The sequence below is a fragment of the Streptomyces sp. 3-6 genome, assembly GCF_056323165.1.
The window spans coordinates 37,055-52,395 of the sequence record NZ_JBWHZP010000011.1 but is presented as its reverse complement, the minus strand read 5'-3'; the positions used below and the strand labels follow the sequence as shown (position 1 = coordinate 52,395).

The following is a 15,341-nucleotide window of genomic DNA, read 5'->3' as shown; positions in this document are numbered from 1 at the left end:
ACCTCACCGCCCATACCCCAGCACCCCCAGCCACTCCGCGAGCCCCTTCGCCGCGTCCCCGCTCTCCTCCTCCAGGTCCGTCAACGACACCTCGTACTTCTCGGCCCAGCGTCGGAAGGACGCGACGATCTCTCGGCGGCCCGTCGCCAGCGCAGCGTTCAGGCGGTCGGACAGGTCACGGCGCAGGACGGCGAGGACGACGCCCTCAGGGCCGTCCGCCTCGGACAGTTTCCACTTGGCCGCCTGCTTCAGCTCCGGCAGGAAGCTGTCGTCCAGGGCCTTGCGCTTCTTGCGTGCCGCCGTCAGAGCCCTCTTGGCCGCCGTCAACGCCTTGTCCAAGGCGGCGAGCTTCTCGGGATCGACCGGCTCCGCCGGTTCACCAGAGTCGGTTTCGGCGTCGGCGTCGGGCTCGCCGTCCGCGTCCGTACCCGCATCCGCCACCGCCGCTCTCTCCTCGGCCGCCGTCTTCGCCGCGGCCTCCGCCTCCGCGACGTCCTTGTCGGCCGCCTTGACCAGCTCCAGGAACTCCGGGATCAGCTCCCGTACCACCGGCTGGTCGAGGGCCCTGCGGCGCTCGGCCGGTGAGACCGACGAGCGCTTGGTGTCCTCCGCGCCGCCCGGCACCGCCGGGTCCACGATCGCCTCCACGGAGTCGACCCAGCCCTCCAGGACGCGTTCGAAGCCGCCCGCCGCGAGGGCCTTCATGTCGTAGCGGTTCTCCATCCACCACGCGGCGATGATGCCGGCCGTCGTGAACTCGTCGAGGACCCCGGCTCCGCCGACCGCGGCCGTGAACCCGTCGAGAAGCCCGCTGCGCAGGTCCATCAGTTTCCGGTCCGCCGTGAGCTGTGCGAAGAGACCGGAGCTCTTCGCCCACCACTCGTCGAACGTGTCGCGCAGCTCCGACTCCCGCGCGTGCGTCAGTCGCGGAATGCGGGCGGCCGTCGCCTCCGCGCCCTCCGGCAGGAAGTCGTAGTACTCGTCCGAGCCCTCGCGGCGCGCGAACAGCGCCCCCGCGTCGACCCCGTACGCCTTGAACAGCTTCTCCTTGGCCGCGACCTCGGCGACCGGCACGCCCCCGTACAGATGCGCCCGCACGTCCTGCGGCTCCGCGGGCGGCGAGTTGTCCACCCAGCGGCGGATGTTGAAGTTCGCCTCGGGGACGCCCTTCGCGTCGGGGGCGAGGAGTTCGTCGCGGCGGACCTCGCGCGAGTAGCCGTCGATGAGACGCCACTCGCGGAAGACCGTGACGATCTTCTCGATGTGTTCGGGGCCGAGTTCGTTCTGGTTGCGGCCCGGGGTGAAGTCCCGGTCGGCGTTGATGAAGAGGACCTTCTTCGCGCGCTTCGGGTCGGTCTTCCCGTGCGGGGGCCGCAGGATCAGGATGCAGGCCGGGACGCCCGCGCCGTAGAACAGGTTCGGGCCGAGGCCGATGACGGCCTCCACGCAGTCCGCGCGGAGCATCCCGACACGGATCTCGCGCTCCTTGCCGCCCCGGAAGAGCACCCCGTACGGCATGACGACAGCCGCCCGCCCGCCGTCCTCCTCCAGGACCGACACCATGTGCTGGACGAACATCAGGTCGGCCTTCTTGCCGCTCCCGGGCGTCCAGCCCCAGTGCATCCGCTTGCCGTGCTTCTCGTCGGCCTCGGCAACGGCGTCCTCGTCGTACGGGAGCGAAAACGGGGGGTTCGACAGGATCGCCGAGAACTTGCGCAGCCGCCCGTTCTCGTCGAGGTGGAGCGGCTCGGCGAGGGTGTCACCGTGCTGGAGATCGAAGGTGTGGATGCCGTGCAGGACCATGTTCATGCTGGCCATGGACCAGGACGGGCCGTTCTTGTCCTGCCCGTTGACCGACAGTTCCTCGGGGTCGCCGCCGTGTTCCTCGACGTGCTCGCGGGCCGCGATCAGCATGCCGCCGGAGCCCGCGCACGGGTCGTACACCGACTCCCCGGGCTGCGGATCGACCAGGCGCACCATCATCCGCACCACCGAACGCGGCGTGTAGAACTCGCCGCCACGCTGGCCGGCCGAGTCCGCGAACCGGCCGAGCAGGTACTCGTAGGCTGCCCCCAGCATGTCGGGGAACTCGAAGTCCTCGTTGCGCAGCCGGTAGAGGCTGAAGTGGCGGATCAGTGACCGGAGTTCAGGGTCGGTGAAGCGCGGCTTGGTGCCGACCACCTCGTTGAAACTGATGTGCGAGGCGATGCCCGCGAGCAGGTCGTTGCCCTCCTGGAGCGCCACCAGGGCCTCGTCGAGCCCCTGACCGACCTGCTTGGTCAGAGCCAAGATGCCCGGCGCCGGGCTCTCCGGCTTTTCCGGGTCGTGGTGTGGCCCACGCCACCAGCGGGCCCGCGGCGGCACATAGAAGACACGGGGGTAGGCGGCCGGGTTGTTCGCCTTCGCCAAGGCCCTCGCTTCGTCGCCGCCGGTCTGCGCGAGGCGCTCCTCGTACACCCGCTTCCACTCCGGCTCGAACTCGTCCGAGGCCCGCTTGAGGAAGAGCATCCCGAAGATGAAGTCGCGGTACTCGGAGGCGTCCATCCGGCCGCGCAGGATGTCGGCGGCCGAGAAGAGATGGCGTTCGAGCTCGGGCAGGGTGATTCTGGCCACACGCGATCCTTCATACGGGAGTGGAGGTGCTACGGAAGGTTAGACGGCCCGCCGGTGCGGGAGGTAACCCGCGCGGAACGCGGGCGACCGCCGCCGCACAGCCGGGGGCCCGGCCGTCGCTCAGACCGTGACGATGCCCAGGCTGACCAGGAGTCGCCACACGTCGGTGGACGGGTCCCGGTTCAGGACCTCACAGTTCTTGGCGTGTCCCGAGCGGGCGGCCCGTTCCTTGGCCGAACGGCCGTACTTCGGGGCCTCGAACGTGGCGTTGGCGGGCTTGCACCCGTCGTGCTCGCACTGGCCGACCAGGGCCCGCGCGTGCTGCACCGCCGCCTTCTCCTTGCCCGTCAGCGCCTTGGTACGGGCGGCGTCGAGGCCCTTGTCGGGCTTGTCGAACCGCTTGTAGGCGGGGTCGGCCTTGCGCAGCTTCTCCAGGACGTGCGTGTTCCTCGCCGCGCCCTGGGCGCCGCCGAACGGCTGGAAGTGCAGCAGCAGCCACAGTTCGAAGGAGGGGTGGGAGAAGCAGACCTCGGTGTCCGAGTCCGCCGCGGCGGCGAAGGCCTCGGGGATGTCGTGGTGGCTGTCCCGGTCGAAGAGCACCCAGGTCTCGTCCTCTCCCTGGGCCGCGTCGACGACCGCCTCGACGGCACGGGACGGGGTCAGGCCGTCGGCCTTGCGGACCGGCTTGATGGTGAAGGCCGGCCGTCCGGTCTCGTTGTCCCCGCTCCCGTACTCCTTGTTGAGGTAGCGCAAGTAGTCGTACTCGGTCACCTCGCCCTCACATCCCACGTACAGCACCCGCTCCCGACGTGAGTACTGCGACGGAGGCGCCTGCGGCGGCCCCACCGTGCTCGCCGCGTCCTTCTTCGACCTGCGCCTGCTGCTCATGCTCCGTGCCCGCCCCGCTCGCTCACGCCGTCGCTGCCGCCTTCTCCTCCAGCCGGGACACCTCACGGGCGATCTCGCCCGGAGTCACCCGGGGCACCCCTCCGTAGCGGCCCCGCAGATAGCCGCGCTCCAGGTCCTCGCCGGCCTCCGGATGTGCGGCGACCAGTGGATACAGTTCGGTCCCGCCGGACTTCGTCTTCGCGGTGAGCCATACCTGGTCGCGGCCGAGTGGCCGGTCCAGCACGGCGTTGCCGAGCAGCGTGGCGTCATGCGTGGTGAAGATGAGCTGGGCGCCCTTGGTGTTGGCCTCGCGGTCCTGGAAGAGGCGGACGACCTCGGCGGCCAGCGTGGGGTGGAGACTGGAGTCGAGTTCGTCGACCAGCAGCGTCGTCCCGTTGTCGAGGACGGTGAGCATCGGGCCGAGGAAGGCGAACCACGCGTGTGTGCCGAAGCTTTCCTCGGTGAGGAAGTCGAGCGGCACCGCTTCCGCCCCCTCCGTCCGGTGCCGGAGGGAGACCGCACCGGTGTCCGGATCGAGATCGAAACCGGTGACGCCCAGGTCGGCGGCGGCCAGGAGCGGGACGAGCCGTTCCCGGAAGCCGGCACTGTCGTAGAACTCGGTGAGGCGGCGCTTGGTCCAGTCGGCGCGGTGGCTGATGTCCTCACCCGGGGTCATCAGCCACAGGTTGTCCAGGAACCAGCGGTGCAGGGCGGACAGCTGAGGGTCGTTGAGGGTGGCCGCGGTGGAGAGGAAGAGGGAGTTCGGCCGAGTGAGGGCCACCAGGTCGTCACGGCGTCCGGTGAAGGCCGGGCTCTCGAAGAGGTACTCGTCGCCGTCCTCCGTCGGGCGGTCCGCCTCCCGGTCGAACCACACCTCCCGGATGCCGCCCGGGTAGGCGTGCAGCCATTCGGCCTCCACCCGGTCGTCGGAGAGTTCGAAGCCGTAGGTGTAGCGGACGGGGGTGCGGGCGCCGAGGACCAGGTCGACCTCGAAGAGGGTGGTCTCCTCGGCGCTGGCGGCGTCCAGCTTGAAGGGCTGCCGGTTCGGCACCCCTGGATACTTCGCCCAGTCCGCGAAGGAGGTGCGCACCGCCTCCCGCATGGCGTGGAACGCGCTGAGCATGTTGCTCTTGCCGGAGGCGTTCGCGCCGAAGATCCCGACCACGGGCAGCACCGGCACGTGCCCGCCGTCGCCCTGAGCGATACCGCTGTCCCGCGCGACGCTGTCGGGACTGTCCGGGCTGTCCGCGGCGACAAGTGTCAGCTCGGCCTCGTCCCGGATCGAGCGGTGGTTCGCCACTCGAAAACGCAGAAGCACCGTCCACCTCCCGAAGGGGCGGGGAGGCCCGCCGCCGGCTCACACTGTGCGGACCTTCCGCGACGGTCAGCCTATGCCGGGGTGGTCGGAGGGTGCCAGCTGCTGCGGGCGCGCGGTGATCAGGCCGTGGCGCCCGCCGTGGCGCGCACCGTGGAGGCGATCGTCGCCGAGCCGACCACCCGCGTGCCGTCGTACAGCACGATCGCCTGGCCGGGGGCGACGCCGCGGACCGGCTCGGTGAAGCGGACCTCCAGCTCGCCGTCGACGAGTTCCGCCGTCACCCCGGTCTCGCCGCCGTGGGCGCGCAGCTGGGCGGTGTAGGTGCCGGGGCCGACGGGGGCCGCGCCGCACCAGCGCGGGCGGATCGCGGTGAGCGCCTCGACGTCGAGGGCCGCGGCGGGGCCGACGGTGACGGTGTTGTCCACCGGGGAGATGTCGAGGACGTAGCGGGGCTTGCCGTCGGGGGCCGGGGTGCCGATCCGCAGGCCCTTGCGCTGGCCGATGGTGAAGCCGTAGGCGCCCTCGTGGGTGCCCACCTTGGCGCCGGACTCGTCGACGATGTCGCCCTCGGAGCGGCCGAGGCGGTCGGCGAGGAAGCCCCGGGTGTCGCCGTCGGCGATGAAGCAGATGTCGTGCGAGTCGGGCTTCTTGGCGACGGCGAGCCCGCGGCGCTCGGCCTCGGCGCGGATCTCCTCCTTGGTGGTGACGGTGTCACCGAGGGGGAACATCGCGTGGGCGAGCTGGCGGTCGTCGAGCACGCCGAGCACGTACGACTGGTCCTTGGCCATGTCGGAGGCGCGGTGCAGCTCGCGGGTGCCGTCCTCGCGGACGATCACCTGGGCGTAGTGGCCGGTGCACACGGCGTCGAAGCCGAGGGCGAGGGCCTTGTCCAGCAGCGCGGCGAACTTGATCTTCTCGTTGCAGCGCAGGCACGGGTTGGGGGTGCGGCCGGCCTCGTACTCGGCGACGAAGTCCTCGACGACGTCCTCGCGGAACCGGTCGGCGAGGTCCCACACGTAGAAGGGGATGCCGATGACGTCGGCGGCACGGCGGGCGTCGCGGGAGTCCTCGATGGTGCAGCAGCCCCGCGCCCCGGTGCGGAACGATTGCGGGTTGGCGGAGAGCGCGAGGTGGACGCCGGTCACGTCGTGACCCGCTTCGGCGGCGCGTGCGGCGGCGACGGCGGAGTCGACTCCGCCGGACATGGCGGCCAGGACGCGGAGGGGGCGGGTGCGCTGCGGGGTGTCAGTCATAGCCCCTCCAGGGTACGGGGGCGCGGGAACCACGGCCGCCGGGTATCCGTTGGAGATCGCATGGGGGCGAGAAGAGCATCCGAGGACGGGGACCGGCGCATCGGGCGGCGGGCCCTGATCGTGGGCGGAGTGGCCGCCGCGGCGGGCACCGCGGTGCTGGCACGGGACGAGCTGGCCCGGCTGTGGTGGCGTGCCCCGGGGGTGGAGAAGCCCCGGAAGCCGGGCGAGGTGGACTTCGCGGACGCCCGCTGGATCGCCGCCTCGGAGGCGAACTGGCGTCGCGCGGACCGCCCCGACGACTACGGCATCGACATGGTGGTCGTCCATGTCACGCAGGGCAGCTTCGACAGCGCGGTGAAGGCGTTCCAGGACCCGGGACACCGGGCGGCCACGCACTACATCGTCGGCCAGGACGGCCGCGTGGCGCAGATGATCCGCGAACTGGACGTGGCGTACCACGCGGGCAACCGCGACTACAACGAGCGCAGTGTCGGCATCGAGCACGAGGCGTTCGTGGACCGGCCGCAGGACCTCACCGACGAGATGTACGAGGCGTCGGCGCGGCTGACGGCCCGGATCTGCGCGCGGTACGACATACCCGTCGACCGCGAGCACATCATCGGGCACGTCGAGGTGCCGGGCACCGACCACACCGATCCGGGCCCGCACTGGGACTGGGACCGGTACATGAAGCTGGTGCGCCGCGCCCGCACGTCCCTGAGCACACCGGAGGCGTCCGCCTCGTCGTAGACAGCCGTCCCCGGGGGCCGGGCACCGCGTCCGGGGGGTCGACCCGGCACCGCGTCCGGGCGGTCAGGACAGGCCGGCCGCGCGGGCTCGGTCCACCGCCGGGCCGATGGCCTCGGCGAGGGCCCGCACGTCGGCCTCGGTGGAGGTGTGGCCGAGGGAGAAGCGCAGGGTGCCGCGGGCCAGGTCGGGGTCGGTGCCGGTGGCCAGCAGGACGTGGCTGGGCTGGGCGACGCCGGCCGTGCAGGCGGAACCGGTGGAGCACTCGATGCCCTGGGCGTCGAGCAGCAGCAGCAAGGAGTCGCCCTCGCAGCCGGGGAAGGTGAAGTGGGCGTTGGCCGGAAGCCGTCCCCCGGGCTCGGGGTCGCCGCCCAGGATCGCGTCCGGGACGGCCGCGAGGACCGCGGCGACCAGGTCGTCGCGCAGGGCGCCGACCTCGCGGGCGAACCGCTCCTGCTCCCGGGCGGCCAGCCGCCCGGCCACGGCGAAGGAGGCGACGGCCGGGACGTCGAGGGTCCCGGAGCGGACGTGCCGCTCCTGCCCGCCGCCGTGCAGCACGGGCACCGGGGTCTGGTCGCGGCCGAGGACGAGGGCGCCGATGCCGTAGGGGCCGCCGATCTTGTGGCCGGAGACGGTCATCGCGGCGAGCCCGGAGCGGCCGAAGTCGACCGGCACCTGGCCGAACGCCTGGACCGCGTCCGAGTGCAGCGGTACGCCGAACTCGGCGGCGACCTCGGCGAGTTCACCGACCGGCTGGAGGGTGCCGATCTCGTTGTTGGCCCACATGACGGTGGCGAGGGCCACGTCGTCGGGGTTGCGGGCCAGTGCCTCGCGCAGGTCCTCGGGGTGCACCCGGCCGTGCCGGTCGACGGGGAGGTACTCGACGGTGGCGCCCTCGTGCTCGCCGAGCCAGTGGACGGCGTCCAGAACGGCGTGGTGCTCGACCGGGCTGGCCAGCACCCGGGTGCGGGCCGGGTCCGCGTCCCGGCGGGCCCAGTACAGGCCCTTCACGGCGAGGTTGTCGGCCTCGGTGCCGCCGGAGGTGAGGACCACCTCGCTCGGCCGGGCGCCGAGGGCCTCGGCGAGGGCCTCCCGGGCCTCCTCTACCGTGCGCCGGGCCCGTCGGCCGGCCGCGTGGAGGGAGGAGGCGTTGCCGGTGACGCCGAGGTGCGCGGTGAGTGCCTCGACTGCCTCGGGGAGCATCGGGGTGGTTGCGGCGTGGTCGAGGTATGCCATGGTGGGGCCGATTCTACGGGGCGCCGGTCGGCCGCCCCGGGGTGCGGTCGGGCGGGGCTCCGACGCCTGGGGAGCGTCCCGGCCCGGGGGCGCTGCAGCCGTCGTGGGTCACGAGCTGACGGGCTCGCCGTCCGGATCCGGTTCCCCTGGCCCGGTGCTCCTCCTCCGGCGCCGTCTCCCCCCGGTCCCCGTCGGCCACTGCCCGTCGTCCCCTGCCCGCTGCTGCCCGTTGTCCGGCGGCGCTCTCCCTCCCCCGTCAGCCGTCGGTCACAGGCTCCACGAGACGGTGCCGTCCGCCTGCATGAAGGCCAGCAGGACGAGCAGGTCGGCGACGCCGAGCCCGAGGCCCAGGAAGGCCCGTCCGCGCCGGGCGGTGCCCCGCCACAGGGCCAGGCTCGCGAGCACGATGGCGAGCGGCCCCAGGATGACGTTGAGGACGAGCAGGCCGAGCAGGCCCAGGACGAAGGACGCGACGGCCATGCCGTCGGCGTCGCGGATTCCGGTGCGGTCGGTGGCCGGAGCGGTGAGCTGCATGGTGATCGGTTCCCTCGGTCGACGAGACGTCGGACGGTCGGAGGTCGGAGGTCGGCACGGCACGGGTCGCCGGATCGGCGCTGCACGGGGTCGACGGATCGGCGCGGCACGGGCCGCCGGGGCGCCGGGGCGCCGTTGGGGCGTCGTTCCGGCAGGGGCGCCACCAGGTGCATCCGGGGCGCCCGGCCATGCGGAGTGCGCCGGAGTGCGCCGGGCGACCCGGACGCGCGCCGCGCGCGGTGGGTGCACGGTCCGTGCGGGGTCAGTGCGCCGAGCCGCGGCGGCCGTGGCGCTCGCGCAGGGCGAAGACGCCCAGCCAGACGGCCACGACGAGTCCCGCGACGACGGTGAAGAGCGGCGGCGCGTGGGCGACGGTGCCCAGGACCACGCCGAGCAGCATGAGTGCGGCGACGAGGAACAGCATGATCGGATTCCCCCAGGAATGTGGGTGAACGGTCGTAGTTACACTCGTTCACTGACTACCCAGTCTAGCGGGACCCTCACTTTGCAATCCCGGAGAACAGTTGTTGACTGCATGGCATGAGTCACACCCCCGGCACCCGGCAGGCCCAGAAGCAGAGGACCCGGCGGGCCCTCCTCGACGCGGCGCTGGAACTGCTGGAGAACCAGAGCCTGAGCAGCCTGGGACTGCGTGAGGTCACCCGCGCCGTGGGCGTCGCCCCGACCGCCTTCTACCGGCACTTCCACTCCATCGCCGACCTGGGCGTGGTGCTGGTCGAGGAGGCGCTGGGCGGACTGCACCCGATGATCCGGACCACGGTGTCCACCCCCGGCGACACCGAGCAACGCATCACCCGGGCCGTCGAGTTGATCGCCGGTCACGTGGACGGGTACCCCGCACACGTCCGCTTCATCGCCCGGGAGCGGCACGGCGGGGTCCGTCCGGTGCGGGAGGCCATCCGGGACCAACTCGCGCTGTTCGCCGGGGAGGTGGCGGAGGCGCTGGCCGCGGATCCGGTGTCGCGGGGGTGGGGCGAGGACGACCTGCTGATGCTCGCCCAGATCTACGTGGACCTGATGCTGAGCACGGCGTCCCTGTTCCTGGAGACGCTGGACGCGCCCCCGGAGGAGCGGGAGCGAGTGGCCCGCCTGGCCTCCCGGCGCCTACGGCTGATCGACATCGGCCGACGTCACTGGCTGGACGCACCGGTGGGCGCGTGAGGGCCTGCGGCCGAGCGCGCGGGCCCGGCGGTGAGGCGGGCTCGCGACTCGGCACGGGCGGAATGGCGTGACACGGGAGGCGGACGCCGACAGAACGGCCGGCCCACCGGGCGGTGCCCCGGCAGGTGCACCGACGGCGACGGGCCGGGACGGATCGGATCCGTCCCGGCCCTCGGTGGAAGGCGTCCGCCCGCGGGCGGGCCCGGTCAGCCCAGCCGGACGCGGGCGAGCTGGCGGGACTGGGCCACCAGCCGGTCGGCGGAGTCCCAGACCTCGGCGTCCTCCTCCAGGAAGCCGCCGGCGAGATTGCGGGTGGTGACGGAGATCCGCAGCGGGCCCGGGGCGGGACGGGCGCGGACGTGGGCGGTCAGCTCGACCGTGGGCACCCAGCCGGAGAGCCCGAGCTCGAAGGCGGTGGGCGGCAGCGCGTCCACCGCGAGGAGCAGCGAGAGCGGGTCCTGGTCCCGGCCGTCGGCCAGGCCGAACCAGGAGCGCATCTCCCCCCGGCCGGAGGGCGCGCCGAGGGCCCATCCCAGGGTGGCGGGGTCCAGCTTGAGCATCAGCCGGTCGGTGATGGCGGAGCTGCCCTCGACCGGGGCGGGGCCGTCCTCCGGACCGAAGCACTGGTCCATCGGCGGGATGGCGGGCGGCTCGGCGGTCGTGCGGACGTCGTCCGGCAGGGCGTCCAGGTCGCCGTAGGAGGCGAGGACGCGGATGCGTTCGACCTCCCGGCCCTGCTCGTCCGGCTGGAACAGGGACGCCTGCCCGGTCGACAGGCTGCGTCCGGTGCGCACCGTCTCCGTGCGGACGACCGCCGGGCCCGGCTGGGAGGCGGTGAGGTAGTGCGCGGAGATGGTGAACGGGTCGGAGTGCGGCAGGGTGTCGGCGAGGGCGCGGCCCAGGACGGCCAGCAGGTAGCCGCCGTTGACGGCGCTGATGATCGTCCAGCCGGCGGAGAGGTCGATGTCGTAGACGCCGGGCGCGCGACGGGCGACCGCGGTGTCGCGGTCGAACTCGCTGTCACCGATCGTGGCCCGGAGGGCGGCCGGGGCGGAGGCTGCATCTGGCATGGGCTGTACAGTACAAGAGTCACCTACTAAGCGGTAGCTTTTCATCCCTTCTCGGCCGTCCCGGGCGCTCCCGGGCCCTCCCGGGCGCTCCCAGGCGCTCCCGGCCGCTTCCGGGTGACATCGGAGACGATGTCCGGGATCCGACCGGTCCGGTGTGAACCCGCGGGCCCGTCCTCCCCTCTATCCGGGCATGAGCCTCACCGGGATCCCGTTCCTCTGCACCCTGGCCGTGCTGACCGCCCTCGCCCTCGCGCTGCCGCTCGCCCTGTGGACCCGGGTCGGCGGGCCGCGTGCCGTGCGGGCCGCGACCCGGGTCCTGATGCTGCTCTTCGCCCAGATCACCGCGGTGGCCCTGGTCTTCACCCTGGTCAATAACAGCAACCAGCTCTACGACAGCTGGTCCGACCTGCTCGGCACCGGCGACCACGTGCGGGAGGCCGCCGACCTCGGGAGCGACGGCACCGGCGGGGTCGCGGTCGAGCGTCTGCCGAAGGTGGCCCAGACCTTCACCCCGGCCGGCGGACCGGGCATGCGGGCGGCGGGCGGGGTGAAAGTCACCCGGCTCGACGGACGGGTGTCGGGGGTGCGGGCCGAGGTGTATGTCTGGCTGCCGCCGCAGTACGACGAACCGGCCTGGCGCGACCACCTGTTCCCGGTCGTCCAGCTGCTCCCCGGCTACCCGGGGTCGGCCAAGGCGTGGTTCGGCACCCTGGACGTGCACGAGCAGCTGCTGCCGTTGATGCGCAGCGGCCGGATCGCGCCGTTCATCCTGGTCGCCCCGCGCACCTCCCTGCTGCCGGGCGCGGACACCGGCTGCGCCAACCTGCCGGGCCGGGTCAACGCCGAGAGCTGGCTGAGCGTCGACGTGCCGCGCATGGTCCGGGACACCTTCCGGGCCCAGGCGGCGCCCGACGGCTGGGCGGTCGCCGGATACTCGGCGGGCGGTCACTGCGCGACCAAGCTGGCCCTCGCCCACCCCGACCGGTACCGGGCCGCCGTGAGCCTGTCCGGCTTCAACGACCCGGCCGCCGAGCGCACCGCCCTCACCGGCCGCGACCCGGTGCTGCGCGACGCCCACAACCCGCTGCGGCTGCTGCGCGAGGCGGTCGCCCCGCCCAAGGTCTCGCTCTACCTCTCCGGCCAGCGCGAGGACGGCTACGAGGACGCCACCGCCCTCGCCCGTGCGGCGACCGCACCGACGAGCGTGCAGGTGGTCCGGCTGCCGCGCAGTGCGGGCGGACACACGATGGCGCTCTGGCGGCCCCAGGTGGTTCCCTCCTTCCGCTGGCTCACGGAGGAACTCGGCGCTCAGCCCGTCCCGGCCGGGGCTACTCCTCCCGCACCGAGGAGCGACGCTGCCACGCCCGGGGCGCCCGCCAGTGGTAGCGCAGGGCCAGCAGCCGGATGAGGAACGCGGTGACGGCGGCGGAGGCGCTGGTGGCGGGGTTGAGGGTGTCGAAGCGGAGGCACAGCGCGGTCAGGGTGGCACCGACGATCGCCGGCACGGCGTACAGGTCGCGGTCCCAGCGCAGCAGCGACGGCACCTCGTTGGCGAGCACGTCGCGCAGCACACCGCCGCCCACGGCGGTGACCAGGCCCAGGGCCGCCGAGGAGGCCAGGTTCAGCCCGTAGTCGTGCGCCTTGACGGTGCCGACCACGCAGAACAGCCCGAGGCCCGCCGCGTCGAAGACGTTGACGCCCCGCTGGAGGCGCTCCACGTGGGGGTGGAAGAAGAACACCAGCACGGTGGCGATCAGCGGGGTGACGAAGTAGCCGAGGTCGGTGAAGGCGGCCGGCGGCACGGCACCGATCACCAGGTCCCGGAAGAGGCCGCCGCCCAGTCCCGTGACCTCCGCGAGCACGGCCAGGCCGAAGACGTCGAAGTTCTTGCGGACGGCCAGCAGCGCACCCGAGATCGCGAAGGCGAAGATGCCGATCAGGTCGAGCGCGTGCAGGAGGGACGGGCTGAACAGTTGCTGGAGCACCCGGCCATTCTGGCTCAGCCGCCGGTCCCCGCCGCACCGCGTGCCCGGGGCCGGAGGGCCCGAGGGCCGCGTCCCCCCTCGTGCCCCGGAGTCCCCCGAGCGAGCCCCCAGGGCCACCCCGGCCCCCTTGCCACCCCGATAAAAAGGGGAAGCGCCGGGCCTGCCGCCCGGCGCTCCCCCCGCGTGGGTCACACGGTCCGTCAGTCCGCCTTGTCCACGGACGCCCCGGGGCCCTTCGGCCCCGCGGCTTCGGCGGTCCCGTCGGACGCCTCGGAGTCCCTGGCCGTCTCCGGCGCCGCCTCCGCCGCCTTGGCCTCGGCGGCCACCTCGGCCTCGGCGGTGGCGTCGGCCTCGGCCGCCGGCTCGGCGGTGGCGGGCATCTTCTCCTTCACCGCTCCGGGGTCCGGCTTGGTCGTCGAGTCGGCCGGCAGCAGGGCCGCGGGGGCCTCGACGGCCTCCTCGGGCTGCTCCGTGACCGCCGCGTCGGTCTGCGTGACGGCGCCGATGTCGGTCGGCCGGGTCGGCTGCAGCTCCCCCGACTCGATCTCGGCGGCGAAGTGGCAGGCCACCTTGTGCCCGTCACCCGTGTCCACGAGCGCCGGGCGGTCGGTCGCGCACCTCGGCTGGGCCCACGGGCAGCGGGTGTGGAACCGGCACCCCGACGGCGGGTTCGCGGGCGACGGCAGGTCACCCTGGAGCAGGATGCGCTCGCGCCGGTCCTCGGCCTCGGGGTCGGGCAGCGGCACCGCCGACATCAGAGCCTTGGTGTACGGGTGCTTGGGCGCGGCGTACAGGGCGTCGCTGGGCGCCTCCTCCACCAGGGAGCCGAGGTACATGACCCCGATGACGTCCGAGATGTGCCGCACCACCGCCAGGTCGTGGGCGATGACCACGTAGGTCAGTCCCAGCGACTTCTGGAGCTCCTCCAGCAGGTTGATCACCTGGGCCTGCACCGACACGTCGAGCGCCGAGACCGGCTCGTCGCAGATGATCACGTCGGGTTCGAGGACCAGGGCCCGCGCGATGCCGATGCGCTGGCGCTGGCCGCCGGAGAACTCGTGCGGGTAGCGGGAGAGGGCGTTGACCGGGAGGCCGACCTTGGCGAGGACCTCCTTGATCCGCTCCCGCCGCTCCTGCTGGTTCGCCCCGATCCCGTGCGCGGCCATGCCCTCGCTGAGGATCGACTCGATGTTCTGGCGCGGGTTCAGGCTGCCCAGCGGGTCCTGGAAGACCATCTGGAGCCGCCGCCGGTACCGGCGCATCTCCTCGTCCGGCAGCTTCGCCAGGTCGGTGCCGTCGAAGACGACCTCGCCGTCGGTGATGTCGACCAGCCGCAGGACGCCGCGGCCGAGCGTCGTCTTGCCGCAGCCGGACTCGCCGACGAGGCCGTAGGTCTGCCCGGCCTCCACCTTCAGGGACACGCCGTCGACGGCGTAGACGTGGCCGACCGTGCGGTCGAACAGCACGCCCTTCTTGACGGGGAAGTGAACCTTCACGTCCGAGAGTTCGAGCAGGCTCATGCCGAGACCTCCGCCGGGGACGTGGGAAGGACCGGGTTGACGCAGCGGACCTGGTGTCCGGCGGCACGTGGTTCGGTCAGTTCGGGCGTGCCGGTCAGGCACTCCATGGTGTACCGGTCGCAGCGGGGCGCGAAGGCGCAGCCGTCGGTCCAGGCGATCCGGTCGTTGATGGAACCGCGGATGGGGTTGAGCGGTTCCCCGCGCGGCGCGTCGAGCCGCGGGATGGAGCCGAGCAGCCCGTGCGCGTACGGGTGGGTCGGGTACGTGAACAGGTCCCGCCGCCCGGCCGACTCCACGGCCCGGCCCGCGTAGAGCACGTTGACCTGGTCGCAGAGGCCGGCCACCACGCCGAGGTCGTGGGTGATCATCAGCAGGGCGGTGCCCTCCTGGTCGACCAGTTCCTTGAGCAGTTCCAGGATCTGGGCCTGGATGGTGACGTCGAGGGCGGTGGTCGGCTCGTCCGCGATGAGCATCCGGGGCGCGCACGCCACGGCCATCGCGATCAGCGCGCGCTGGCGCATGCCGCCGGAGAGCTGGTGCGGGAACTCCTTGAGCCGCCGGGTCGGGTCGGGGATGCCGACCCGGTCCAGCAGGTGGGCGGCCTCCTTGCGGGCGGCCTCCCCCTTCAGGCCGCGGTGGCGCTGGAGGATCTCGGTGATCTGGACGCCGATGGGCACGACCGGGTTCAGCGAGGACAGCGGGTCCTGGAAGATCATCGCGAGCTGGCTGCCGCGGATGTCCCGGCGTTCCTGCGCGGACATGGTCAGCAGGTCCCGGCCGTCGAAGAGGGCCCGGCCGCCCACCCGGACGCCCTTGGCGGGCAGGAGTCCCATCAGGGCGAGCGAGGTCACGGACTTGCCGCAGCCGGACTCACCGACGAGACCGACGACCTGGCCTTCGTCGACGTCGAAGGAGACGCCGTCGACCGCGATCGAGTCCCTGCGGCCCTTGGCCGTGAAGGTGACGCTGAGTTCGTCGACTGAGAGTAGAGCCAT

General features: G+C 72.8%; 14 protein-coding genes. 3 read left to right on the top strand and 11 right to left on the bottom strand.

The features are described from left to right. Positions 1-3 precede the first annotated feature (3 nt). The 4 genes from AC02VZ_RS16125 to mnmA all read right to left on the bottom strand — a co-directional run bounded on the left by AC02VZ_RS16125 (position 4) and on the right by mnmA (position 6,072). Positions 4-2,613 carry a type I restriction-modification system subunit M gene (locus AC02VZ_RS16125; RefSeq protein WP_432057573.1) on the bottom strand — a complete coding sequence of 870 codons (2,610 nt, stop codon included), beginning with the start codon at positions 2,611-2,613 and terminating at the stop codon, positions 4-6. Between the two features lie 120 nt (positions 2,614-2,733). Next, positions 2,734-3,501 carry an RloB family protein gene (locus AC02VZ_RS16120; protein WP_476475688.1) on the bottom strand — a complete coding sequence of 256 codons (768 nt, stop codon included), beginning with the start codon at positions 3,499-3,501 and terminating at the stop codon, positions 2,734-2,736. A gap of 22 nt (positions 3,502-3,523) precedes the next feature. Then, on the bottom strand, positions 3,524-4,819 hold the full coding sequence (locus tag AC02VZ_RS16115; protein WP_476475687.1) for an AAA family ATPase: 1,296 nt from the start codon (positions 4,817-4,819) through the stop codon (positions 3,524-3,526). Positions 4,820-4,938: 119 nt separating this feature from the next. Then, positions 4,939-6,072 carry a tRNA 2-thiouridine(34) synthase MnmA gene (mnmA, locus tag AC02VZ_RS16110; protein ID WP_476475686.1) on the bottom strand — a complete coding sequence of 378 codons (1,134 nt, stop codon included), beginning with the start codon at positions 6,070-6,072 and terminating at the stop codon, positions 4,939-4,941. A gap of 60 nt (positions 6,073-6,132) precedes the next feature. On the opposite strand from mnmA, the gene AC02VZ_RS16105 reads away from it, so the two are divergent. Then, a complete protein-coding gene (locus AC02VZ_RS16105; RefSeq protein WP_476475685.1) occupies positions 6,133-6,822 on the top strand; it encodes an N-acetylmuramoyl-L-alanine amidase in 690 nt (229 codons plus the stop codon). A gap of 63 nt (positions 6,823-6,885) precedes the next feature. Here AC02VZ_RS16105 and AC02VZ_RS16100 read toward each other — a convergent pair whose 3' ends face one another. The 3 genes from AC02VZ_RS16100 to AC02VZ_RS16090 form a co-directional block, all read right to left on the bottom strand. Continuing rightward, positions 6,886-8,055 carry a cysteine desulfurase family protein gene (locus AC02VZ_RS16100; RefSeq protein ID WP_432057578.1) on the bottom strand — a complete coding sequence of 390 codons (1,170 nt, stop codon included), beginning with the start codon at positions 8,053-8,055 and terminating at the stop codon, positions 6,886-6,888. Between the two features lie 267 nt (positions 8,056-8,322). Continuing rightward, positions 8,323-8,589, bottom strand: coding sequence for a DUF4190 domain-containing protein (locus tag AC02VZ_RS16095; RefSeq protein WP_432057579.1), 267 nt, complete (start codon positions 8,587-8,589; stop codon positions 8,323-8,325). 262 nt (positions 8,590-8,851) lie between these two features. Beyond that, on the bottom strand, positions 8,852-9,013 hold the full coding sequence (locus tag AC02VZ_RS16090) for a hypothetical protein (protein ID WP_432057580.1): 162 nt from the start codon (positions 9,011-9,013) through the stop codon (positions 8,852-8,854). Positions 9,014-9,129: 116 nt separating this feature from the next. Here AC02VZ_RS16090 and AC02VZ_RS16085 point away from each other — a divergent pair, with 116 nt between their 5' ends. After that, positions 9,130-9,771 carry a TetR family transcriptional regulator gene (locus AC02VZ_RS16085; protein ID WP_476475684.1) on the top strand — a complete coding sequence of 214 codons (642 nt, stop codon included), beginning with the start codon at positions 9,130-9,132 and terminating at the stop codon, positions 9,769-9,771. A 206-nt stretch (positions 9,772-9,977) separates the two neighbouring features. Here the strand turns inward: AC02VZ_RS16085 and AC02VZ_RS16080 are convergent, their stop codons facing one another. Beyond that, positions 9,978-10,841 (bottom strand): thioesterase family protein, encoded by an 864-nt coding sequence (locus AC02VZ_RS16080; protein ID WP_476475683.1) that lies wholly within the window; start codon positions 10,839-10,841, stop codon positions 9,978-9,980. A 190-nt stretch (positions 10,842-11,031) separates the two neighbouring features. Between AC02VZ_RS16080 and AC02VZ_RS16075 the strand changes: the two genes are divergently transcribed. Then, positions 11,032-12,249, top strand: coding sequence for an alpha/beta hydrolase (locus tag AC02VZ_RS16075; RefSeq protein ID WP_476475682.1), 1,218 nt, complete (start codon positions 11,032-11,034; stop codon positions 12,247-12,249). On the opposite strand, the gene AC02VZ_RS16070 is transcribed toward AC02VZ_RS16075, so the two are convergent. From AC02VZ_RS16070 to AC02VZ_RS16060, 3 genes are all read right to left on the bottom strand, one after another. Beyond that, on the bottom strand, positions 12,170-12,826 hold the full coding sequence (locus tag AC02VZ_RS16070; protein WP_432057584.1) for a trimeric intracellular cation channel family protein: 657 nt from the start codon (positions 12,824-12,826) through the stop codon (positions 12,170-12,172). The two genes, AC02VZ_RS16075 and AC02VZ_RS16070, sit on opposite strands and share 80 nt — an antisense overlap. 200 nt (positions 12,827-13,026) lie before the next feature. Beyond that, positions 13,027-14,346, bottom strand: coding sequence for an ABC transporter ATP-binding protein (locus AC02VZ_RS16065; RefSeq protein ID WP_476475681.1), 1,320 nt, complete (start codon positions 14,344-14,346; stop codon positions 13,027-13,029). After that, positions 14,343-15,341 (bottom strand): ABC transporter ATP-binding protein, encoded by a 999-nt coding sequence (locus tag AC02VZ_RS16060; protein ID WP_432057586.1) that lies wholly within the window; start codon positions 15,339-15,341, stop codon positions 14,343-14,345. Before AC02VZ_RS16060 ends, AC02VZ_RS16065 begins: the two co-directional genes overlap by 4 nt.

Excerpts from the sequence above, each read along its gene's own strand:
- AC02VZ_RS16085 (WP_476475684.1), top strand. The coding sequence starts at position 9,130 with ATGAGTCACACCCCCGGCACCCGGCAGGCCCAGAAGCAGAGGACCCGG.
- AC02VZ_RS16095 (WP_432057579.1), bottom strand. The coding sequence starts at position 8,589 with ATGCAGCTCACCGCTCCGGCCACCGACCGCACCGGAATCCGCGACGCC.
- AC02VZ_RS16120 (WP_476475688.1), bottom strand. The coding sequence starts at position 3,501 with ATGAGCAGCAGGCGCAGGTCGAAGAAGGACGCGGCGAGCACGGTGGGG.
- AC02VZ_RS16075 (WP_476475682.1), top strand. The coding sequence starts at position 11,032 with ATGAGCCTCACCGGGATCCCGTTCCTCTGCACCCTGGCCGTGCTGACC.
- AC02VZ_RS16080 (WP_476475683.1), bottom strand. The coding sequence starts at position 10,841 with ATGCCAGATGCAGCCTCCGCCCCGGCCGCCCTCCGGGCCACGATCGGT.
- mnmA (WP_476475686.1), bottom strand. The coding sequence starts at position 6,072 with ATGACTGACACCCCGCAGCGCACCCGCCCCCTCCGCGTCCTGGCCGCC.
- AC02VZ_RS16090 (WP_432057580.1), bottom strand. The coding sequence starts at position 9,013 with ATGCTGTTCCTCGTCGCCGCACTCATGCTGCTCGGCGTGGTCCTGGGC.
- AC02VZ_RS16100 (WP_432057578.1), bottom strand. The coding sequence starts at position 8,055 with ATGGCATACCTCGACCACGCCGCAACCACCCCGATGCTCCCCGAGGCA.
- AC02VZ_RS16105 (WP_476475685.1), top strand. The coding sequence starts at position 6,133 with ATGGGGGCGAGAAGAGCATCCGAGGACGGGGACCGGCGCATCGGGCGG.
- AC02VZ_RS16065 (WP_476475681.1), bottom strand. The coding sequence starts at position 14,346 with ATGAGCCTGCTCGAACTCTCGGACGTGAAGGTTCACTTCCCCGTCAAG.
- AC02VZ_RS16060 (WP_432057586.1), bottom strand. The coding sequence starts at position 15,341 with ATGGCTCTACTCTCAGTCGACGAACTCAGCGTCACCTTCACGGCCAAG.